23 protein-coding genes and 2 pseudogenes are annotated in these 21706 nt (G+C 53.4%); 5 read left to right on the plus strand and 20 right to left on the minus strand.

Features of this window, described 5'->3' with window-relative positions:
- Window positions 1-67: 67 nt before the first annotated feature.
- From A2G06_16395 to A2G06_16405, 3 genes are all read left to right on the plus strand, one after another.
- On the plus strand, window positions 68-436 hold the full coding sequence (locus tag A2G06_16395) for a hypothetical protein (GenBank protein ANA41842.1): 369 nt from the start codon (window positions 68-70) through the stop codon (window positions 434-436).
- A complete protein-coding gene (locus A2G06_16400) occupies window positions 423-1010 on the plus strand; it encodes a hypothetical protein (GenBank protein ANA41725.1) in 588 nt (195 codons plus the stop codon). The genes A2G06_16395 and A2G06_16400 overlap by 14 nt, the downstream gene beginning before the upstream one ends.
- Before the next feature lie 767 nt (window positions 1011-1777).
- Window positions 1778-2077 carry a hypothetical protein gene (locus A2G06_16405; protein ANA41726.1) on the plus strand — a complete coding sequence of 100 codons (300 nt, stop codon included), beginning with the start codon at window positions 1778-1780 and terminating at the stop codon, window positions 2075-2077.
- Window positions 2078-2090: 13 nt separating this feature from the next.
- Here the strand turns inward: A2G06_16405 and A2G06_16410 are convergent, their stop codons facing one another.
- From A2G06_16410 to A2G06_16475, 14 genes and pseudogenes are all read right to left on the minus strand, one after another.
- Window positions 2091-2270 carry a hypothetical protein gene (locus tag A2G06_16410; protein ID ANA41727.1) on the minus strand — a complete coding sequence of 60 codons (180 nt, stop codon included), beginning with the start codon at window positions 2268-2270 and terminating at the stop codon, window positions 2091-2093.
- Between the two features lie 326 nt (window positions 2271-2596).
- A pseudogene (locus A2G06_16415) lies at window positions 2597-3795 on the minus strand (DNA polymerase IV).
- Window positions 3796-3821: 26 nt separating this feature from the next.
- A complete protein-coding gene (locus tag A2G06_16420) occupies window positions 3822-4076 on the minus strand; it encodes a hypothetical protein (protein ID ANA41728.1) in 255 nt (84 codons plus the stop codon).
- A gap of 3 nt (window positions 4077-4079) precedes the next feature.
- Window positions 4080-4685: a LexA family transcriptional regulator gene (locus tag A2G06_16425; protein ID ANA41843.1), complete on the minus strand. Its 606-nt coding sequence runs from the start codon at window positions 4683-4685 to the stop codon at window positions 4080-4082.
- Window positions 4686-4789: 104 nt separating this feature from the next.
- A pseudogene (locus A2G06_16430) lies at window positions 4790-5460 on the minus strand (hypothetical protein).
- Between the two features lie 14 nt (window positions 5461-5474).
- Window positions 5475-5861, minus strand: coding sequence for a hypothetical protein (locus A2G06_16435; protein ANA41729.1), 387 nt, complete (start codon window positions 5859-5861; stop codon window positions 5475-5477).
- Window position 5862: 1 nt separating this feature from the next.
- Window positions 5863-7347 (minus strand): hypothetical protein, encoded by a 1485-nt coding sequence (locus tag A2G06_16440; GenBank protein ID ANA41730.1) that lies wholly within the window; start codon window positions 7345-7347, stop codon window positions 5863-5865.
- A 142-nt stretch (window positions 7348-7489) separates the two neighbouring features.
- Window positions 7490-8362 carry a hypothetical protein gene (locus A2G06_16445; GenBank protein ANA41731.1) on the minus strand — a complete coding sequence of 291 codons (873 nt, stop codon included), beginning with the start codon at window positions 8360-8362 and terminating at the stop codon, window positions 7490-7492.
- The gene (locus A2G06_16450) at window positions 8362-10221 is read right to left on the minus strand and encodes a hypothetical protein (protein ANA41732.1); all 1860 of its coding nucleotides are present in this window, start codon (window positions 10219-10221) and stop codon (window positions 8362-8364) included. Before A2G06_16450 ends, A2G06_16445 begins: the two co-directional genes overlap by 1 nt.
- A gap of 83 nt (window positions 10222-10304) precedes the next feature.
- Window positions 10305-10772 (minus strand): hypothetical protein, encoded by a 468-nt coding sequence (locus tag A2G06_16455; GenBank protein ID ANA41733.1) that lies wholly within the window; start codon window positions 10770-10772, stop codon window positions 10305-10307.
- 100 nt (window positions 10773-10872) lie between these two features.
- A complete protein-coding gene (locus tag A2G06_16460) occupies window positions 10873-11160 on the minus strand; it encodes a hypothetical protein (GenBank protein ANA41734.1) in 288 nt (95 codons plus the stop codon).
- Between the two features lie 2 nt (window positions 11161-11162).
- Window positions 11163-12137, minus strand: coding sequence for a hypothetical protein (locus A2G06_16465; protein ANA41735.1), 975 nt, complete (start codon window positions 12135-12137; stop codon window positions 11163-11165).
- Window positions 12134-12409, minus strand: a complete 276-nt coding sequence (locus A2G06_16470; protein ANA41736.1) for a hypothetical protein — start codon at window positions 12407-12409, stop codon at window positions 12134-12136. The genes A2G06_16465 and A2G06_16470 overlap by 4 nt, the downstream gene beginning before the upstream one ends.
- Window positions 12410-12412: 3 nt before the next feature.
- Window positions 12413-12613 carry a hypothetical protein gene (locus tag A2G06_16475; GenBank protein ANA41737.1) on the minus strand — a complete coding sequence of 67 codons (201 nt, stop codon included), beginning with the start codon at window positions 12611-12613 and terminating at the stop codon, window positions 12413-12415.
- A gap of 331 nt (window positions 12614-12944) precedes the next feature.
- On the opposite strand from A2G06_16475, the gene A2G06_16480 reads away from it, so the two are divergent.
- The gene (locus tag A2G06_16480) at window positions 12945-13856 is read left to right on the plus strand and encodes a DNA polymerase III subunit epsilon (protein ID ANA41738.1); all 912 of its coding nucleotides are present in this window, start codon (window positions 12945-12947) and stop codon (window positions 13854-13856) included.
- Window positions 13857-14187: 331 nt separating this feature from the next.
- Here the strand turns inward: A2G06_16480 and A2G06_16485 are convergent, their stop codons facing one another.
- A complete protein-coding gene (locus tag A2G06_16485) occupies window positions 14188-14736 on the minus strand; it encodes a hypothetical protein (GenBank protein ANA41739.1) in 549 nt (182 codons plus the stop codon).
- Window positions 14737-15211: 475 nt separating this feature from the next.
- Here A2G06_16485 and A2G06_16490 point away from each other — a divergent pair, with 475 nt between their 5' ends.
- Window positions 15212-15574 (plus strand): hypothetical protein, encoded by a 363-nt coding sequence (locus A2G06_16490; GenBank protein ANA41740.1) that lies wholly within the window; start codon window positions 15212-15214, stop codon window positions 15572-15574.
- Between the two features lie 161 nt (window positions 15575-15735).
- Here the strand turns inward: A2G06_16490 and A2G06_16495 are convergent, their stop codons facing one another.
- The 5 genes from A2G06_16495 to A2G06_16515 all read right to left on the minus strand — a co-directional run bounded on the left by A2G06_16495 (window position 15736) and on the right by A2G06_16515 (window position 21681).
- Window positions 15736-16188, minus strand: coding sequence for a hypothetical protein (locus A2G06_16495; GenBank protein ID ANA41741.1), 453 nt, complete (start codon window positions 16186-16188; stop codon window positions 15736-15738).
- A 29-nt stretch (window positions 16189-16217) separates the two neighbouring features.
- The gene (locus A2G06_16500) at window positions 16218-17705 is read right to left on the minus strand and encodes a hypothetical protein (protein ANA41742.1); all 1488 of its coding nucleotides are present in this window, start codon (window positions 17703-17705) and stop codon (window positions 16218-16220) included.
- 178 nt (window positions 17706-17883) lie between these two features.
- Window positions 17884-18513: a thioredoxin gene (locus A2G06_16505; GenBank protein ID ANA41743.1), complete on the minus strand. Its 630-nt coding sequence runs from the start codon at window positions 18511-18513 to the stop codon at window positions 17884-17886.
- 202 nt (window positions 18514-18715) lie between these two features.
- Window positions 18716-20314, minus strand: a complete 1599-nt coding sequence (locus A2G06_16510) for a hypothetical protein (protein ID ANA41744.1) — start codon at window positions 20312-20314, stop codon at window positions 18716-18718.
- Entirely contained in the window at window positions 20314-21681 is a 1368-nt protein-coding gene (locus A2G06_16515; GenBank protein ANA41844.1) for a conjugal transfer protein TraG, read from the minus strand. The genes A2G06_16510 and A2G06_16515 overlap by 1 nt, the downstream gene beginning before the upstream one ends.
- Window positions 21682-21706: the final 25 nt, after the last annotated feature.

Genomic DNA, 21706 nt, shown 5'->3' on the forward strand with positions numbered 1-21706 from the left:
GAATGGCGTAATTTTGCAATGCGACAATTTTCCCAACAATGAGGAGGAAGGAAAGGAGGCGAGGGCGATGGCGACGAGTTTCGGGCAACTCCTGAAAGACGCTCGGAAGAAAAAAGAGAAAACGCTCAAGGAAGTCAGCCAGGTTGCAGGACTATCACTAAGTTACATTAGCGATATGGAGCAGGGGAGAAAGAAGGCGCCGGCAATCGATATAGTGAGGAAAATCGAGACGTTTCTTGAGATTGCTGATGGCTCCCTCGTAAAGGCCGCGAACGCAGAGGTAAATACCCGCAACGAGGTTCGGACGATATTCCGTAAGCGCCCTGAACTGAATACCGCTCTTTTACGTGTTGCAGAAGACTGCACCGAGGAAGAGGTTAATGAATTGATAAATGAAATGCTTAAAAGGAAGGGCAAACTGAATGAGCAACCCTAATTTCTCCTTCAAGCCGATGAGTGGCAAAAAGATTGACCAGCTTGCCACAGCCTACATCTCATTTTATCAGCCTGAAATCCTGAAAAAACCCGCACCATTTGACGTCCACAGGTTCGTCGACACGAAACTGGAGGATCTGACCGGTGTGGTCCCTGTATATTCGCGAGAACTCCCCCCAGAGATTTATGGCCTCACTGACAGCTCCGAGAATCGGCTGGAAATCCAGGAGGCTCTCGCCGAGGACCCGTTCCAGGAAAAATTCTTCCGTTCAACACTGGCCCACGAATCAGGGCACTGTATCATCCATGTCCCTCAGCTGCGAAAAATAAATCGGGGGCAGGTGTTCAGGCAAGGGAAAGAAGAAGGTGGGGTCCAACTATACCGGAAAGACGATATCCCACTATACTGTAATCCGGAGTGGCAAGCGTTTCGCTTCGCGGGTGCATTGCTGGTACCTGAGGGGCCGTTACGGATGATGCTTGCCGATGGGGCAAGTAACTTCGAAATTGCCAATACTTTCAATATTCATCAACCATTCTTGAGGTCGAGGATGAAAGCGTTGAAGCTCATATAAGTAAAAATAGAAAAGCTCTAACGTCTGGCAACGCTAGAGCTTTCCCCCGAGTGGTAGGCCTTGGGGGCTTTGCAACCGGTATTCCCTTAAAGGGTAAAAATAGCAAAAACCCTCCTGGTTTGCAAGGTCTAAATTGCCTATCGGAAAGGATAGGTACTCCACATGGAACCTGTGGAAAGACCTGGGAAACGGCTGATTTACGTCGCGTACATCACCATAAAGGGTGTTCGGCGTTACGCAAGTCAGTACGGCCGTAAGGCATGGCCCATCTGGGTAGATGCCTAAACTAAACCAGGAGGGGGAGTAATCCCCCTCCGCAACCCGCAAGTACGGAGGTAACAATAATGGCAAAGAATCCACCGGCCGGCGACGCTCACAGGCATGGGCAGGTAACAGGCAGAAGCCAAATCTATAACCCGAAAACGGAGACCTGGACAAAGCGGGATACTTCAACCGGTAGGTTCATGGACCAGAAAACCGACGGCACTCCCTTCAAAGGGGTGAGAAAGGAAAAGTAAACATGCCTGACAACAAGAAACTGACTGGTTCACCCGACAACAAGAGAATCGATATCAACGACCCCAGTGAGGTCCGGGACTGGACAATGTCCTTTGGCTGTACTCCTGCCGAACTGAGGAAAGCGGTTAGCGAAGTAGGGACATCCGCGGCTGCCGTAAAGAAGTACCTGAACAAGTAGTAACGGATTAATTACCGACCGGCTCTCCTGTTTCGGCAGGAGGGCCTTTCTTTAGGAGATATCCGTGGTTGTGTACCCTATTAATGTCCCGCGCCGTCATTACAACGGAAAGGAGGCAAAAAGACGGGCAAAAACGGCTGAGTTTAATCGTATCGCTGCGGAATTGCGGGTATATCTCAATCGGTGCATAGAAAGGCGATCGGACGACATCCAGGTGTACTACTACAATGGGATTGCCTCAGAAACCGGGAATAGCGTGGATGTAGTTCGGGACATACTTTTCCCTCTCGAATGTGGCCACTACGGTCTCACTGTGGCTAAGTCAGAAGAAGCTCTCCGGAGGCAGTTCCAGATAGCCACGACAGCCTAAGCCGGTTTCACTCTTAGTCGTCAACCACAACTTCGCCATCTTTGACCACGCCTTCCTTAATTGAGCCGTCAGGCATTTTTACATCTACCTTGGTTCCCTCGGGAAGATTGGTGCCGGTATTGGGATGAACCGCTTCGACCAAGCCTTTTACAATGCTTTCCCCGGAACTTATAAGCGCATCCAAGATACCCATAGCCGTTTCTCCTTTCACCAAGAATGTGCAAGATAATTATACCAAGGGACGAACGAGAATCTGTTGTTTTCGGATGTAATAGTTCTTTTTACTCGAGCCAGGAAAAGAGTTCATCCCTGCTTTTTCATCCGTTTCAACTCCTCCAGGATTTCTTCCTTTCTTAGAGCCCCTTTGCGCTCAAGCACGTTTATCAAGGCCTCCAGCTGAAAAGCGTTACTGAGCGCCAACTCCTCGACTGTCACGATTTGCCCTTTTTCCAACATCTTTGCCATGTGCCCTCCTAAAATTCCCCGTCATATTTACTATTTTCGCAGGTTAATTTCGCGCTATTTCACATCCACATTCCGGATACCGTCTGGCCTCCATGCCGGAGAGATGACGAAGCTCCCCTTCTCCTCCCCGGAGTCCAGCAAACTCCCGAAGGTCACTGCGAAGTCGCCGTACTTGTTGTTTACTGCATCCATTGCCCCGGTTGCTAAAGCCTTCCGTCTTTCCGATTCGAAGAGCGGCAACTGCTCCCGCATGTAGCAGAGGTTCGAAATTCTTACCCCAAGGAGCCGCACAGGCTGCTGAATGTCGTAAGTGTCAAGGATCTTCACCGCCTCTTCGTAGATCTCGTCGCTGGAGTTTGTGGGGGTAGACCTCGACTGTTGCCTACCGAAGGTCGAAAAGTCGGAATAACGGATCGTTAGATGTACGGTCTTCCCAGCCACCCCATACCTACGAGCCGTCTGCCTACCATCTCGGAGAGTTGGAGGAGATACTTGAGGATTTCCTTGCGTTCGGTGATATCCCGGTCGAGGGTTATCGAGTGACCCACCGATTTCACCTCCTCCGCCTCCTCCGCCGGAACCACAGGGGAGTTATCCATCCCCAGCCCCATGTAATGTAACCTCTCCCCTATCACTCCGAACTTACGCCGGAGTATGTCCACCGGGAACCGCCCCAGGTCGCCGCAGGTTTTGATACCAAGGAGGTAGAGTTGCCGCTGGGTCTTCCTCCCGATCCCACACAGGTCTTCGATGGGAACCGCCTCCATGATGCCGAGGACCTCCTCAGGCCGAATAATCGTGAGGCCGTCCGGCTTCTTCATGTCAGAAGCAAGCTTAGCCAGGAGCTTGTTGGGAGCGATGCCGATGGAGCAGGTGAGACCGAAGTGGTGCTTGATTTGCGCCTTGATCAGGAAGGCTATCCGTTCGTCGCCACCGAAGAGGGTGAGAGAGCCGGTAACATCGAGGAAGGCCTCGTCGATGGAGAAGGTTTCAACCAGCGGAGTGTATTCAAGAAAGATCTTGTTGATTTGACAGGAGGTCCAAGTGTATTTGCGGTTATTCCCGACGACGAAGATGATATCCGGACAGGCTCTCTGGGCCTCCCACTTTGTCATGCCCGTCTTGACTCCGTAAGCCCTGGCTTCGTAGGAGGCAGTGGTCACCACTGTTCGACCCGAACCGACCACGGCGATGGGTTTCCCCCGAAGGGCGGGATTACTTTGCTGCTCAACCGACGCGAAGTAGGCATTCATGTCCGCGTGGATGATTACCCGGCCGTTCACAGCACATCCCCATCTACCGCCTCCAAAGTCCAGAGCTGGTCCTTGGCATTGTAGATCAGTTCGTAGAGGGAGGTCCCGTCGGTCACGGCGAAGTGGAGGAGAAGCGCGTTTCCAGCCATGTGTCGCCAGCGGTAGGTCACCTTCTCGATGGTGCGCTTCTCCCTGCGCCAGTCAAACCAGATTGGATGGATGGACGGCCCCGGGCCGAAGACGACCCCTACCCTGATCTGTTCCCGTATCCTCTGCAGCATGTCTCATTCCAGCGTCCGAAAGATACCGACAACCTTCCCCACGATCGTCACCTCCCCTTCCCCCTCGCGGACAACGATCGGCTCCATGTTCGGGTTGCGGGGCTGAAGGCGGATTTGGCCCCGCTCCCGGTAAAACGCCTTGAGGGTCGCCTCGCCGTCGACCATGGCAACGACGATGTCGTTGTTGGCCGCGGTGGGTTGGGGGCGGATCAGGGCGAGATCGCCGTCGAGGATGGCGGCATTAACCATGGAGTCTCCCTTTACCCGCAAGAAAAACTTCCCTCCTTTGATCTGGGCCTGATCGATGGCGAGATACCCCTCGATGTCCTCGATCGCCGGTTGAAGCATCCCGGCCCGCACCACTCCGACGACTGGCAACGATACCGACCTAGCAGCCTGGCCCATGAGAGAAACACCGCGCGAGCTGCCGGACTCTCGCCGAAGGTACCCCTTGCGCTCCAAGGCTTCCAGATGCTTCATGACCCCGAGGGTGCCGTTCACCTTGAGATGCGCGGCGATCTCTCTGATCGTCGGCGGGTAGCCATTGGCAGCGAGGAAGTCACCGATGAAGGTGAGCACTTCCTGCTGTCGGGGGGTGAGGTTCTCGATCATCGCTCCTCCAGGTTGTCAAATGTTATAGTTGTCACATGTCAACCTAACACCATTTTGGAGACCTGTCAAGAAGGCCGTGCGATGGTCTGCTGCTGCTCGGTTTAGGGATGTTGAAGGGGCTCGATCAACTCCGGAGAGTCGTTTCGGGGGCTGTTGACCCCGGTTCCCACCGGGTACATGGCGAGGAGTTCCGAGGGATAGGGCTGGAAAAGCGGCGTCAGCTGCTCCCGAGTGGCCTCACAGGAGAGCCAGATGTCCCAGTCGTTTCGGCCAAGGATCACCGGCATCCGGTCATGGAGCGGCCGGATGAGGCCGTTGCTGCTTGTGGTGAGGATGGTACAGGATTCGACAGTCTCCCCCTCCGGGGATTTCCAGGACTCCCAGAGACCGGCGAAGATCATGGGTCCGCCATCCTTCATGTGGACGTAGAGAGGCTGTTTTCGGCCCCCTTCCTCCTTCCACTCGAAAAAGCCCGAGGCGGGAACAAGGCAGCGCCGGGAACGGAAGGCATGGCGGAAGGCTGGTTTCTCCGCAACCGTCTCGGAGCGGGCGTTGATCATGTGGTTGCCCACGGCAGCATCCTTTGCCCACGGGGGAATGAGACCCCAACGTAGGTAGCGAGATGCCTCTTGCCGCCGGCGTCCAGACGGATCACCGCCACCTGCTGGGTCGGGGCGATGTTGTACCGAGGCTGGATGCGTTCAGCCTCGATTTCGCCGATGACTTCGGCAAGAAGTTCTGGTGATATCGCAAGGGTAAATCGGCCGCACATATATTTCAGTTCACCTACAGCCTCAGAGCCCGCTTAACCATTGACAGGATATTCTCCGTCCCGCTCGTCTTGATGAAGTGGTCAAAAGCTCCCATGCCCATACATCTCTCAGCCAAGTCCAAATGGTCCTGTCCAGTCAGGACAACAACCGGGACATCAGGGTAAGCAGGTTTGATCTCAGCCAATACCTGCTCTGCGTTCATATAAGGCATTGTGTAATCGAGAAGGATCAGAGACATCGGCTGGGAGGCAAGAAGTGTGCTCACCATACGGCTATCCGTGCAGAAAATGACATTGTTGATACCCAACTTACGCAAGAGAAGCATTCGCATGCTCACGAGCCAGGATTCTTCGTCGTCCACAAGGAGAACGGGTCTCGCCGGGAATTTCACTTTATGCATATCATGACATCTCCGAAGCAATGGGTAGAGAAATCGTCACTGTCATACCTTTACCAACATCTGACTCGAACTTGATGGCACCACCATGTTCCTTGATGATCTTCGCCGTAATGGCAAGGCCGACACCCGTGCCTCCCCGATCTCTTTTCGTCGTGAAGAACGGGTCTGTCAGATGGGGTATCAAGGCAGCCGCGATCCCCTCTCCCTCATCTTTCACGATGACCACAACCTGTCGAGTCTGTTGGTCGTTGGAGGTAGAGAGAGCGATTTTCCTGTTCATGTCCGGAAGAGCCTGGCATGCATTGATGATCAGGTTGATCAGCACCTGTTCCAGCTGTTGGGCATTTCCCCGCACCGCAGGGATGGGATCGGTTAAGTCTAATTCAAGATTATCTGTTGAACTCCTGACCTTTCGTGACGTTAACCTGACTGCGCTCATTACCACGCTGTTTATATTGACATTTTCCTTCATGTCGGCAGACTCGTTCTTGGCAAACCTCTTCAGGTCCTCGACAATCCGCTTTATTCTTTGGGCACCGTTGCGCATCTCGTCAATAAGGTACGGCATTGTCTCGTCGTACTCATGGTAGTCAAGCCCCCCAAGGGTGAAATCCCCGTGCGTCCTGTAGTGCTCCGCCAAGATCTCGCGACTATCCTCGAAAGCGTCCTTCAGCAGGTCAAGGTTCAGAATCATGGTCCCCACTGGGTTGTTGATCTCGTGGGCCATGTATGAGGCCATGGTTCCAAGGGAAGAAAGCTTGTTGGCTTCCGTCAGTTTTGCGTGCATCGTTTCTTCTGCATGAACAACCCGAGATTCCATTTGATTCAATAGTTCCTGCTGGAGGGAAAGGTTCTCCTCTTCCCGGGCATGGAGCGCCTCAGACATGTCGTTGATGGCACCCGTCAGGTACGCAAACTCATGTTCAAAGAAGTCTGCTTCGATCTGCCGGGAGTCCCCTCTCTCTATCGCCGCCATCCCTTCCACCAGTTGGTCGAGGGAGGAAGTCAGACGGCGCATAAGAAGATAGCCAAGATACGTTGCCACCATCCAGAGCAGAAGGCCAGCGCCGAGGATCGGAACGGCTACCAGAAGACTCTCTCGCTTCCGTCCTTCGTAATCCATGTGAACCACCACCTTGCCGACAACGGTGGATCCCGGGTCAACACCAGCGATAGCCGCTTCGGGCGATAGCGACTGATCGATGACAATGTTTGCATCGGCGGTGACAACGTTGTTGTTGTGCCGGCAAAGCGGTTCAGAAACGTACTCTGTGCCGTCAGGCAGATATACCTTTATGCAAGAGACTCCCTTGTTGCGAGCCCCCGCCACAAGATGACTCCGTACCGCCTCATTGTCGCCAATATACACTGGCGTCTGCAGGGTAGTTGCCAAAAGCTTGGCAATTACTTCACCGCTTTGGGCTAGTTCATCTTTTGTCGAAGAGTATTCGTGATAGATGAAAAAGGCGAGAAAAGTGCCCGTCATCAGGCAGATAGGATCGCGACCAGTCCTAGCGTACTGCGCCGATAGCCAGGCCTGAAGACATGGCGGAAATCGCTCCAGGACGCAGCCTTTCTGAACTTACGCAGGGAGGAACGGAAGCGTTGCGTGGGTTTGGTCAACATGCCTAATTATCACATGTCGACTCGAATACTGAAGAAGAAATTCCCAGGCGTCGGCCAAGCTCTTCATTTCCGCACTGTGAGAAAAAGGAAGACGCAACCGTAGGCTCCTCGGGAACTATCCCATCCTCAATCGCTTGGCATAGCATCCTGCCGGCCTGTTTGCCAATGCTCGTCCGGTCGGGCTCGATTGCCAGGGTCGCACCTACCTTGAGGTACGTTTTACTGAAAACAATGGCAGGGATATTGTTCGCGGAAGCGAATTTCAGCAGAGGTTCCACCGTGCCTGCCGTGACGACATTTGTGTCGGGGACTATCCAGAGGGCTTCGACGTTGGCCCCCTGCAGGCTTGCAAGGGCTGTGGGAAGCCCGACGGGACTCGGGATCTCGCGCTTCTCGAGGGTAATCCCCATGGACTTCGCAATCCTGTCGGCCTGACGGACATACCCGAGAAGTTTTCCGTCATAGACAACGCCAACTCGCTTCTTGCCCATGGACTTGAATACGGAAAGGTACTTTGGGGGTGCAGCCAAGTAGGGGATAGTCTTCGCATTGGAAGGAAACGCCTGGGTCTCAAGGGTCAGTACACCCACTACCGGCACTCGACGTTGTGCGATTGCAGCACGGAATGCCTTGTCGCCGATGGCAAGAACAGCTTTTGCCCGCGTCTCGCGAATCGCCCGCGGCACGTCCACTTCGGCTGTCTCGTCCAGGATGATGATCTTCGCCTTTGCAGAGCTGCAACTCCTGTGAGCGGCAGTGACAACTTCCTGGTACATCTTGCTGCGAAGCGACTGCACAATTAACAATTCTTCGGCATGAGCCGAGATGGTCAGAATTGCCATTGCCACGATGATGAGAAACGATCGCCGTACCATCAGAAATCCACCCTTATCCCCCCTTCTATCCAGCGGGGCTGGTTAGGAAAAACAGGGGATGAATATTGCGACCCTTGGAAGATGTTATGAGCAGCGAATTGTAAAGATGCGGACGAGTTTTCCCAAGACAGGATCTTCCTGGTGAGAAGGAAGTCCCACGTCATGGAGTCCTTGCCGGAGGGAGTATTCCAGAACACATACTTGCCGGAGAGCAGAATGTCCGTCATGTCCGCACGGAAATTCGTGTTGAAGACGACGTGGTGCCGAGGCAGCCCTTCCACAACGCTCCCCGTGTCCCGATCGTAAATGTCGGTGAACGTATACCCAACCGAGAATGTCGTGTTGAAGACCGGGATAGTCTTCAGTTCCGTCTCGAAACCCTGCCGAACAAGGTTTTTCACAGTGACAGGCCCAAGGTCGAAGAATTTCAGACTGAGCTTGATATTCTCCGTCCGATCGTAAAACAGGTTGGTTTTCAGCCACAATCCAGGGACATGGTTCGTTTCCACACCTATCTGGTAACGCCACAGCTGCTCAGGCTCGACTGTCGCGACATTGGCCAGGGTCGGCAGGCTGTAGCCATAACCGAACGAGGACCGCAGGATGGTCTTATCATCCAGCTTGTAGATAAGTCCAAGACTGGGGGAAACGGTATCGTCGCTCTCTGAACTATAGTCATAACGGACAGCGCCAGTGGCCGTCAGGGATCCTGTAATGTTCCACCCGCCGGAAACGTATGTTCCAATGAGGAGAGGATTCAGTTTCTGGCGGATATCTTTCTGTGGCGGGGCAAGCGAGAAATCGGTGTTGCGAAGGGAACTCGTTAAACCATCGAACCCAAGTGTCAGCCAATAGGATTCGGTGTTGAGTTTGTAGGCAAGCTGTAAACCGCCCGTTGTCTCCCTGATCCCTTGTTTTTGCACCAGAATATTGCCGACGGGCAGAAAAGGGGGGATCGGGCTGATGTTTTGGAAATTGTTTACAACATCGAGGTCGTAGAGATAGAGCGATATTTCGAACTCGGAATCCGTATTGATCCGAGTTTGAAGCCTTGCGATTGCAAATTCGGCATCACCGTGGTTATCCGCCTTGACGTTCAGATCTGAGAATTTCAGGAGATCTCTGTCAGCGTACGTGCGGGCGTAGAGGAGTGTCAGATCGTTTCTCGAACCAAGCTTTTGCGTCAATTTGCCGTAATATGACCGGCGGTCATTGTTCACATGGGGTTGGAAACCATTTGAACTTCCATATCCACCAGAAAGGAAATAGCCTGTGCCGGTTTCATCGAGGGTTCCGTTTATATTGGCATGCCCGCTGGTGGTATCCTGCTCACCATATGACCAGGTCACTTCGCCACCAAGCTTGCGGTCTGCCGCCGGATCGCGGCTTATCAGGTTGATGACTGCTCCAACGCTTCTTCCCCAGACAGACGAGGCAGGCCCTTTTACAATCTCGATCCTTTCCAGAGATGTGACCGGAATAATTCCGATATCTGCGGTTCCATCGCCAAGGTTGTTCAAAGGAATGCCATCGTAGGCCACCAAGCATTGCCGGTTTGGCAATCCCTGGACCATGGGTACGGAGAGATCTCCGGGTAAGCGGTTGGGAAACGGGAGAACGCCAGAGTAATATTTCAGAACATCATCCAGGGTATGGGCCTGCAGGCGCTTGATGTCTTCCTGAGTGATGACTGTTACGTTCTCTGCGACTTCTGAAAGGCTTCTGGCCGAACGGCCAAACGTCACCTTCGGAGGGAGGACTTCATCCCCATAGATTTCAGCAATGTCCCGGTCGTCCGCTAATGCATTGCCCGTCAGGCACCCGACAATTGCAAGGACAAGTATCGGTCGATAGTTCATGAGCTAGTAAAATCCGTCGTCTTTTAGTTCGCCATCCTTTCCGTTTATCGGTCAAGCCGCCGAAAACTTTAGAAAATTCAGACTCAATAGACCAAGGGAATCAGTTTTTTTGTTCGGCTGCAGTATTCCGCATAATCGGAGCCAAACTCATCGGACATTACGGACTCTTCAACCCGGATTCTGTATGAAACGGCAAAGAATACCGGGACGGTTAACACGATAAGGCCAATCCAGTTGTTCGTGAGGACGGCGAGACCGAGGAAGGTCAGTAAGAGCCCCGTGTAGCTTGGGTGTCGAACATACCTGTAGGGGCCTGTAACAACCAGACTGTGTCCTCTCGTTATGGCGACATTGACCGTGAAATACTTGCCCAGGTAGATAACCGCCCCCCACCTGATAGCCAAGCCCAGGCAAAGGAAAACAAGAGCAACTTCCTCACAGAGGGAAGTCCCGCAGATGGCGTAGGGAAGGAACCGCTTGGCAAGAATCGCCACGGAGAGGGAAATCAGGATGATTCTCCACATCTTGCGCAACGATCCTTTATCTTTCACGGACGCACTCCCTGCCTTGGCTCGTCTTGTAACTGCCAACATGACCTCCGAGATTGGGACAAGAGTTGCTACGTAATCGGCAGCTGACATTGATCTTCTCCTACTTGTGGCTATGCGCGTTCATGCTCTTTCTCAAAATCGGACTTGGCTTGAACGACACCACTCTCCGGCCATCAATAGTAATTTCTTCGCCGGTCTGAGGATTCCGCCCTTTTCGAGGATGCTTGGACTTGGCTAAAAAAACGCCAAACCCTGAGATCTTGAGCTCGCCTTCACGTGCGATCGCGTTTTTGAAGAGTTCGAACGCACTGTCAACCAACTTGCGGCATTCACTCTGGCTCCCAAGGCCGTTTTCGAACAGTCGCTGGGCAATTTCTTGTTTGGTCATGATTACCTCACCATTCTTGATATGTCATTCAACACTGCATACAGCATCAGGGATACGATCAGGCCAAGACTCAGGGCCGTCATAACCCTCTGCACCTTCTCGTGCAACGGCCTCCGAAACACTCGCTCCCAAATCGTCACCAGCACAGTCCCCCCATCAAGCACCGGGATCGGAAGGAGGTTCAAGGTTACGAGATTGGCGCTGATGATCCCCATGAAGTAGAGTAAAGCCATAAGGCCAAGGCGGCTCTGTTCGGCGCCGGCTTTTGCGATATACAGGGGCCCGGCCACGTCGTTCAGCGATTGCAGGGAAAAGAGCGATGCGAACAGGATGGCAGAGGCCTCGACATTATTCCACGTCATCTTCCATCCCTCGCCGAAAGAACGCATGCCGTAACGGAGGGGGACAGTTTCCCCGGCAGCTTTCACGCCGATCACTCCCCTTCCCTCACGGATCTCCGGCTTCACCGAAATGGTCATTTCGCCATGTCCTGTTGCGACAGTTAGCAGCACATTCCTCTCCCGGCCCTGGTCGATTCGGGAGATCATCTCCGCCCAGGTAGACACAGATTTGCCATCTACCTCAATCACCCGATCGGCTGGCTGGATACCGGAAACTGCGGCCGGACGGCCCGGAAACACTTCGCCGATTTTCGTGGTCATTTGGGGGATACCTACAAGGGCTGCTGTTGTGAAGGCAAGATAGGCAAAGACAAGGTTCGCTGCCGGACCCGCCAAAGACACGATGATTCTCTGCCTTGCCGGCCGCTTCAGAAGGGACTCATCCGTTTTGATATAGCCTCCAAGGGGGATTGCTCGAAGGGAGTAGGCCGTCCCATTACATTCCCAGCCGAAAAGCCGCGGCCCGAAGCCGATGGAAAACTCCGGCACGGGAATGCTATACCAGCGGGCGGCAAAGAAATGGCCGGCCTCGTGCATGAGTATGAGTACGCCAAGAGCAATGATGGATAGGATCATGGTTTCTCTCGCGAACAACCTATTTCCTGCCGCAGCAGCTCTACGATCTCCGGTTGTGGGCGGAGAATCGCTCCGGACTCGACATCAAAAACAGCATCGAGAACCTTTTGCAGTACCTGCTGGTGACGACAATCATCTTCGGCAATCTCATCCAACAACGACAGAGCCGCTCGAAGTTTCCGGGTAGGAGCGGAATCGGAGGGGTTTTCCTGTATGCAGATTAAAGCAAGCTGCAATGCCTCTTTGAGTTGTGCCCAGTGCTCCTCGTTCATTTCTTATTTCCCTTTCTCCACCCGCTTGATGAAATCCTTGGTAGCCATTCGAAAAAGTTCAGCCAATTTCATTCCATGCTTTCGGGCGAAATCGGTGAACCGGGCGTGCTCGTCATCGGTCATCCCAATGGTCAGGCGAGTAGTCCTTTTTTCTTCCTCCGGCAATGGCGGGCGACCTGGCTCTTTTTTCTCTTTTTCAGACATCGTGATATTCCTCCAGTGAAAATAGCCTCTCTGGACTGATTTTGAACGGGGTGACAAGGCCGGCAGCGCAGAGTCTGAACAGCATCGACGGTTATTGATTCTTGCCAATCTGGGCAACGGCAGCGTAGATTTTAGGTTCTCCTTTATCATCCCTGTCGTCCTCGGACGAAAAAAGCACAGGGGTCGGCCCATGGGAATGGAATGGGTTTTTCAGTATATTTCGCTCCCTATAAATTGCACCAATTAAATACCATTTTATTAGTTGTAAATCAATGTTATTATAGGAATTATTCTTGCCCTCTGGGCTCTTATGTGAGAGGGATAATATCTTATGAATGCAAACAATGAATTGGATAAAGCGCTTCAGGTCTTGGAGTCCTCCGGGGACTTCAAAATCCTTCGTAGACTCGACATTGACAAGGATCCGCGGCTTTCCGGCAGTCGGGTTCCCGAGAGAGCCAAAATCGGTCTCTGCCTTGATACAGAAACGACTGGATTCCGATTCCCAGACGACAAGATAATTGAGGTCGGGCTGGTAGCGTTCGAATACGACATGGTGAGCTGCGAAATTACCCGTGTCATTGATCGCTACTCTGCATTCGAGGACCCAGAGACACCGCTCACTCCTGAAGTGATAAAGGTTACGGGAATAACGGATGAAATGCTGAAGGGAAAGAGGTTCGACGACGACATGGTGAATGCCCTCGTCAAGCGGGCAGACCTCGTAATCGCGCACAATGCCGCGTTCGACCGCCCATTCATCGAGAGACGCTTCCCAGCCTTTGAATCACTCCCTTGGGCATGTTCCCTGTCGCAAATCGACTGGGCCGGCGAGTTCATCACCTCGAGGCCGCTGGAATACCTCCTATTCAAGTGCGGCGGGTATTTCATTGATGCTCACCGGGCCTTGAACGACGCCGAGGGGTTGCTCGGCTTGCTCGTGGAGGACCTACCCGATTCAGGAGTACCAGTATTCAAGACCCTTCTGGCCGCAGCACGGCAAACGACCAGCAGAATTCAGGCGGTTGGAGCTCCATTTGAGTCAAAGGATACTCTCAAGCAGCGCAACTATCGCTGGAATGACGGAACGAACGGCAAGCCGAAATGTTGGTGGAAGGATCTGCCGACGGAACAGGAATCCGAGGAACTGGCCTTTCTGGGAGAATTTGTCTATGGCGGAAATACAAGCAGCGTTGTCATATCAAGAATTAACGCCTATTCCCGCTTTTCCGGACGTGAGTGAACCATTCTTGATGTGGTTCCAACAAATCTGCGGCGTCGTATCTCTAAAAACGATTAATTGCACCAAAAAAACTGACCCCTTGCCAAATATTACTCGTAGAGGGATTATTGCGCTCCCTCCCCCGTCTGAGGATGACGGGGTTCCTGTTCAAGAGAGGGCTGGTCTTCGATGAATGGGCTTAAGAAAATGCTCGTATTGGCGGGTTGGTCATTGTCCGTCGTCTATCTTTATGCCGGTGGCTCCTTAAGCGGGTTTGGCCCCCAGGGGGATTATCGCCATCTTGCCCTAGCTGGCCTGATCATTTCCACTGGCGCCATGGTGGACCGGTCCTTCACTCGTTTTTTAATCCGGTCCCGGAAGGTGCTTCGCGATCGTTCGCCGCTGGCCGAGTGCGAATAGAGTTTCCTTCCAGAGCCGCCTTCAATCCCAACAGGTAACGGATCCCCCAGCGGATGTCCCTCCGGTCCTTTTCGGATTGGGGGCTACGTTCTTCTAGCTGCAAACTGACAGGATTCACCGTGGCAAATTGCCGCCGAGCACTGCACCCCAGTTGCCCAGGTGGACAGACCTCATCGATGATTTCCCCATTCTCTTCCACCCACAAATGAGGATATGGTTTTCTATCGGGCGGAGAGATCTCGCCGAAAATGACCCGGCTGCCCGGACGGCGGAAAGCTTCCTTCGAGTTGACGATTCGGCAGTTCCCGTTCCCCCCCAATGGGGTGAACCAGAATCCCGTCATGTCCCAGCCGAGCTTTCCTTCCAGCCATCCCCAAGATTTCGGAGAGATTTCCTTTATTTCAAGTGGCACCAATATCCCCACCACAAAGAAAAGAAATAGGTAACTGAGGAGTTTGAAGTATCTGAAGATATTTATCACTTGTCTTCTGCGTTTCTTGGATTTATTTGGGCTGTTTATCTAAGCCCTGTTTTCTAGCCACCAAATCGACAGCATTTAAACATGGGGAAATGATCACAACAAGTTGATTTAGTCTCCACCTCGTTGTATATTTGGTCCATGGAAAAGAAAGCAACAAATAAAGCTTTTGTGATCGGAGCTAGGCCGCCGCAAACCCTTTCCTCAAAAGCCAAGCGACAGCTTTCAAGCGCAAAACCTTCGAAGAAGGCCCTCAAACTGGCAGAAAACGCTGGTAAGGTCTTGGCCGCAACAGGAGGCGTGTGTCTTGATAAAGCGGGAACGGCTCCTGCGCGCACTTCAAGATCTAGAAAAAAGAAATCTGTGAGCGTTAAGTAGATTGGCTTTCGCACCACCACAGATACTGTCTAAACCTGCATTGACACCTGCCTCTTTCTCGGCAAGGTTTCGATATTCGGATGCCGACGAACGGAACTATGTGGTTCAAACGGTCAAACTTGCTGCAAAAGACCGAACCCGCATACATCTTCTCGGAGATGATGCAGGCAATTCATATGGTTTCGTAGCTCTCTCTTTGAGTTCCTTCGAAAATAAACCCTCTCTCGTAATCGATTATTTGTTCACATCACAGCAGTACCGAGGAATCCCTTTCCCTGACATCGGGGGCAAGATTGCCGATTTTCTGATTGGCTATTCCATTCAGACAGCATCGATGCTCAAAGTAACCGTTCCTTTGAGGTTCATCGCTTTGCAAGCCGCCAACGCAGAACTCGAAGAGTTTTATACGCGAAGAGGCTTCCATAAGATTGACTCCACTCACTGGATGTTCCTCCGCTTCTAATTCTCATTCGCAGGCCGTTACCCAAGAACCAATGTTCCCCTTCAGAACAAGTGATACTCACCTTATCCACAATAACTGTTGATAAGCCTACAAAGCAAAACGCTCCTGGTCACTATTGACAAGGCCAGGAGCGTTTTGCATGAAATTTCAGCAGACCCCTTTTAGGCGGTGGCTGCAGGCATTTCTTGAGGCGACGATTCCGGTTGTTTCGTGTCCGCTTTCGACTGCTCAAGCGGTTTGGCAGTGTACCCGCGGGGCGGTGTATAATTTTGGCCGACGGCTTTGGCCAACTCGATGTTGAACTGATTGATGTCCTCGCGAATCTCATTATTGCGTTTCAGGAATCTCGCGAGATCGTCAATGGTCAGCGTCGGATGCCGGTCGAAGTTGACCATTCGCAAGCGGTACATGAGATAGTCCGTTGCATTGAGGAGGTTTATGTATTCCGCATTGTCTGTAGTTCTTTGCGAGATTACGTTGTAGTCCTTATCCGCGGCAAGCCGTAATTTGCGGTCCTTGAAGCTCTCCCGGGGCTTATCATTGTCCTGGTGCCCCTTCCCGTTGCCGTTGCCCTTCTTTGCGGCGTTGGCCACTTGGTTCTTGTTGTCCGCCATGTTGTTGTCCTCCTTATCCGTTATGATTGCTACTTCTTCGCAAGATGATCGGCGATTCCCTTGGAAAACCGCCCTGTTACTTCAAGGTAAACCTTTTCTTCAGCTGCCTGCATTCGCCGTTGCAGTTCCCCAATGGCGTTTGATTCGGCAAGAACCGAGTTGTAGTTTGCTCTGACAGCCTCGAGCTTGGCCTGGACTCTTTGCTTGAAATCTTCGAATGCTGCTTTCGTAGGGTTGAGCAAGCTTTGTTGACAGGTAGCCGGATCGGCACCTGCCTTCGCCCCTGCAGCAGAACTGTTGATATGAGCCACCACCTCCGGAAGTTGCTGAGCCTTGTTCAGGAGGTCAATCAGCATGTAGTAGGCAAGTGCATTGCCGGCAAGATTGGCGAGTTCCTGGACCGTCGCCCCCTCCATCTTCGTCGATGCGGCCGCACGGAGATAGTTGTAGGCTCCGGGAGGAATACTTCCCAGAAAGTCCTGCTCCTCCTGGGAGTAGGCGGCGCCGGCTTTCATTTTGCCGATGATGCTGTTGAACATGCCCGTCGCATATGTCATGAGTGACTTGTTGGTGTCGGTGATCGGTATACATGCACCTTCCGGCGTCTCTTTGATCTGCGTCTGCCCCATCAGGAAAGCAACGGGGCTCGCGTTTTCATCGCAGGATGCGTACACATTCGCAACGAACGTGCTTCCCGTTTCGGACGGAGGGGTGATCCTGACATCGCCTACAAACCCTCGAATGAGTGCGATGTACTCCGGGTCGAGGCTTTTCTTGGCGCCAACGTTAGCGAGAAAACTTCCTCCGCCATAGATATCGAGCACATCCTGGGGACAGCCTTCGATCGCCCCTTGGGCGGTCTGTTGTATGGTCGGAGCCGTGCTCGCCCCGCCAGTAGCCATGGACTTTTGCTCAGATTTGAACAGGCCGGTAACTTTTGTGTAAAGGTCTCCCATTCCGCTGGAACCCCAAAAGTCAGCCTGTGCAGAGTTGAGTTCCGCCTGCATCTTGTCGCTCATGAGTCCCGACCCGGGTGAGGCAATGGTGGCGACAAGGGCCTTGGAAGCCTTGCAGTCATCCAGCTGTAACTGGTTCAGTTTGTCCGCCCAGGCACCCAAGTCTTTGAGAGTGCCGGAAACTTGCTCGGACACCGCCTTGAGAGCGAGGTCAAAAGCTGCCGCCGGCGCTGCGCTCATGATTCTCTGAAGTTTCTGGACGAGGTACTCAGTGTCCATGAACCCGAATCCCCCCATGAAGGCGTCAATGCCGCCGCAGCCCGACTTCAGGTGCGGTTTTGAGATGGTCATCAGGTAGTCGTTGCTGTTTTTCCAGTGCGCCTGGAACGAGCCACCCGAGTAGTATCCCCTTGTGGCACCTTGGAATGACGAGGGGCCCGTGGACTGTTTGCTGGCAAGCCAGTCATCCACCCACCCCGACCGAGCGATGGCGGGGAACGTGGCCAGCAGTAGCGCTAAGCCAACAGCAGCCCTTTTTTTTGAGCGACGTCCGATTTTCACTGCTTCCTCCCTCCCCCGGCCCTTCCCTGCGCGGCAACCATGGTGACTACCTGCGACAGGATATTCATGCATATGAACCACACTGCTTTCGCTGTCAGGACTCCCGCACAGATGGTTAGCGCCAGTTTCGTGTCTATTCCGAACATCCTCCCCCCCCTCTTCCGCCGACATGACAATTTCATCTCGATTTGTTCGTCACATCATAGCCACCACCCCGCTGAAATTCGTACATGTCGAACTGTTCGGGGGTGACTTCCTTATTGAGAACCCGCACGGCCTTGAAGGTCCGGTCCGTTATTTCGTCGGCCGACGCAACTCCTGCGGTAACCGGGAAATAGTCCTGGTTCCCCTTTTGAATCAGGATGATGGTCGGAGTTATCGAAACACCGAACCGAGCCGCAATGGCGGGGTTCTGAGTGATATCGACGGTCTTGACCGTCCAGCCGGTTGACTGGGTAAACCACTTGAGGATGCCGGCCTGTTCTGTACAGTAGCCACATCCCGGCTTGGTGAACATAACGAGTGCGAATGTCTCGCGGTTGGCCGCGAGCTTGTTTCGTTTCTCCGCTTCACTCATGGTGACCTGAGCGGTACGGCCGGGATTGGTGATCGGGTAGTCGCCCTTTGTAGTCAGCTCTGGATTTTTTTGCCAGGTGTAGTCGCTGACTGCCGTGAAGGCGAAGGCTTTCTTTCTGGTCACTTCGTTGACACGCCAGAAGTCGCGGACATTCTGCTCGGTGGGCCTGCGGAATGCACGGGCCCGCATGTCATCCCAGAGCTCCCCGAGGTCTTTCGGTCCATGTCCCACATCATTTCCTCGGTGATCCCTTTGAGGGACTTGTACTTCCGTTTCTTCTTCCCGGACTTCAGCTCCGGTTCAGGCTTCTTTTCCTCTTCTTTCTTTGGCGGATCACGGTCATACCACCACCACCCCTTGCCGGAGTCCTCATAGTAGTTGGCTGAAGCCTGTCCTCCCGCAGCGAGAGACAGGAATATGGCAGCCGCGGACACTACGAGACGTTTGCGCATTGCTTGACCTCGAACTGTTTCGGTATGATCTTCGTGACCATTTTCTGAATCAACGAGCCTTTCCGATTGTGCAATTCGGCGATCGTCTCACCGAAGGCGGCGGGAAAGAACGGGATAAGAAACATTGAGAAGCTCTTCCCGCTACCAGTCACCGCATTGACCGGGACCTGGTAGTACCCTTCTCCCATGAGACCAACTTCCACTTTCCCCTGCCGGCCAAGCTCCTTAATGGCCGTATATAGGAAATCGCGACGATCGGCCACATTGGCGTCCGCCAGCAGTAGTTTGGTATCCGTATTGCCGGCAACTTTTTTCAGGGAATCCCAGACGAGCCGTTCATCCACCCAGACCATGCCGGTACCGGGGTCGGATACTGCCAGCCAGACCGTTTTCCCTCCGTTGTCTGAGATGATTTTGTCGATGGATTCATGGATGCCCGCCAGCAGCTTTTCCGTATCCCACCATTCGGGCAAAGACATTTCCTTGCAAACGTGGCGGCCTTTTTTGTTGCTACCATCTTCATTGGCATAGACATTTGCCGACGAAGTCGGTGGTGGAGCTGCTTCCCCCTTTGGCCTGGCCTGCCTTTTCCTGGACGGCTTTATTTCAAGTGAAGAGCCTTGTCCGGCTACGGTTTCGGCAGACGGTGCCGCCCTCCCCTCTTCAGTTGCATCTCTCTTGTTCAGGTCGGACCCTACAACAATCGAGTCATGAGCGGCTGCTTCCTTGCGGTCTATCCAGGCAATCAGACCTTCGCCTTCTATCGTCCGGGCTTCCCCATCCGCCGCCTTGAGTTGTTCTGCCAGAGGACTCCCCGGAACCAGAAAGTGATGCCCCATGATGACCCGACTGAGTTCGTTGCGGTTTGGCAGGGATGCGTACTCTTGTATGCCATTCAGGATGTTGGTCGACAGCGCAGGGTGATCGCCCGACTTGTAGAGCTTCTGGTAGTATCGAGGGATTTTCCCCAGGTCGTGTCCAAGAGCTATAATCAGGGCGTCAGGGAGCATGACGTCGTACTGGAACTTGGCTACGTACTTTCGGGCAACCAGGAGAGCGTGCTGCCAGAGGGGCACTCGCGAAAGAAACTGGTACAGTTCGTCACCCAGATCCCTTTCCGCTTCGTGGCTGTTCGCCCTATCCTCTTTGCCGACAACGGACGGGCAATCCCCCTCCTTGTCGAGTATCTGCAGGATTTTGACGATTACCGTCCTACGTGTGCCCTTGACGATCGGCCGGCTGGCGACGAACTCCTCATAGAACTGATCGATCTCCTGATGGTCGAAATGCGGCCTTATAACCATTGCCGCATTTTCCGGCGGCTCATCCTGCTCTCGCCACATGAATGCTATTTTCGAGAGCTCGATCTCCTGATCGATCCATAGCCAGCTGATTTCCTCCAGCTTTTTTTGCTCGTATTCGTCGGTAGCCGGCTGCGAAACCGACGTGATTTCTGCTGGAGGATCAAACGACTGCGAAGGAGATACCGGGTCCTGTTTAGTCATGAGCGATTTCACGCCAAAACAGATTCCTGCTCCGAACACGGCAGCGGCTGATAGGAAATAGGTGGAGGTGTCCATCAGGCGGAACCTTCGACAGTCCCCTCTTCAACGGTCACTGGTGAGAGCAGAGCCGGTGCCGAGGGAAAGATGATCTTCAGCCTGGAGTCTGATACATCGGTGGTAATTCCCCTCCACCGGCCGTTGTAAGAGGTCATCAGGAACTCACGGGGCTGCAAACTCAACACATCGTATGTCTTCACCGCTTCCTGCTCTATCTCGCGGGTTGTGACCTGGTTTGTGCCGTAGATGCCCGCAAGTACGTTCTTGGTCCCAAAGTGCTTGACCACGTACTCACTGGTCACGGCGTCCGGGCAGCGGAGGAATATCTTCGTGTTGCAGGTGTTCAGTACAACCTGGGCCAGCTCTTCGTTTTTCATGGCCGCCTTGAGCTGTGCTATGTCCTGAACGTACAGTGTTGTCATGACGTTCGCCGATCCGGCCATGGCCGTGAGGTTCTCGAAGCCGTCATAAAGGACGTTGTGAGCCTCGTCGATGTGGATGGACAGGGGATGGTTAAGACGCTGCTTGTTGGAGTTATAGACTCGCCCTATATGGCCCTGGATCATGGACACCAGCAACCGGCTCAGGATGGAAGACGCCTCACGAACCATGAGCGCTCCCGTGTGAACGACGAGGATGACCCGCTTCCCCTCTTCCAGGCGCTTGATGAACCGGTTTGAATCGGCTTGGCCGATGATCTTGCCGATGTTGCCGCTGGATAGAGTCATGAGTGTGGTCTGTAGGGACATGGAGACCTTGGCAAAGTGCTCCTGGTCGCTGCACAGGAGATCCTCGATCATGCCGGCAATCCGAACCGCTTCGTCGGTACCTATTCTGACCAGCATCTCCTTTGTTTCTTCCAGGCTCTTCCTTCGGACACTCTGTCGAATGTGGTCGAGGTTCTGGTTGGGGAGCCTTCCCTCGTGCTTGGCAATGATGATGTTGGCTGTGATGGCCACGGTGGAGATAGCAGTTGCCAGCTGCTTGAAGAATTCTTCCTTGGATGGCGGGATGGCCGCGGTTATGTGTCCGACCAGCTCGTCGACCATGAAGTAGTAGGCCATTGGATCGATGACGGCGGAGTATTCAGGATAGATCACGGAGACCAGCTGGAGTTCGTCGAGCCGTTTTGCCTGTCGTGCAGTATCGTAGATCTTCGCGAAGAGGGCCTGATCACCTTTCGGGTCGATACAGACCACGGACTTTCCGCTCAGGATGTCGTGCTCGATGAAGTTCTCTTCAAGCCTTGTCTTACCGACACCGGTTGTTCCCACAACCATCATTCCCCGCCGGCGGTGCTCCTCGGAAATCAAGATTGGCTGAATGCGAGTGGGGTTATCCAGGTTGGATCCCGAACCGATCAACAGAGAGTCGTCCCTTGCGATCTCACGATGCCCCTGTTTTCCAGGC

It is taken from the genome of Geobacter anodireducens, from assembly GCA_001628815.1.
GTDB classification, from domain to species: domain Bacteria; phylum Desulfobacterota; class Desulfuromonadia; order Geobacterales; family Geobacteraceae; genus Geobacter; species Geobacter anodireducens.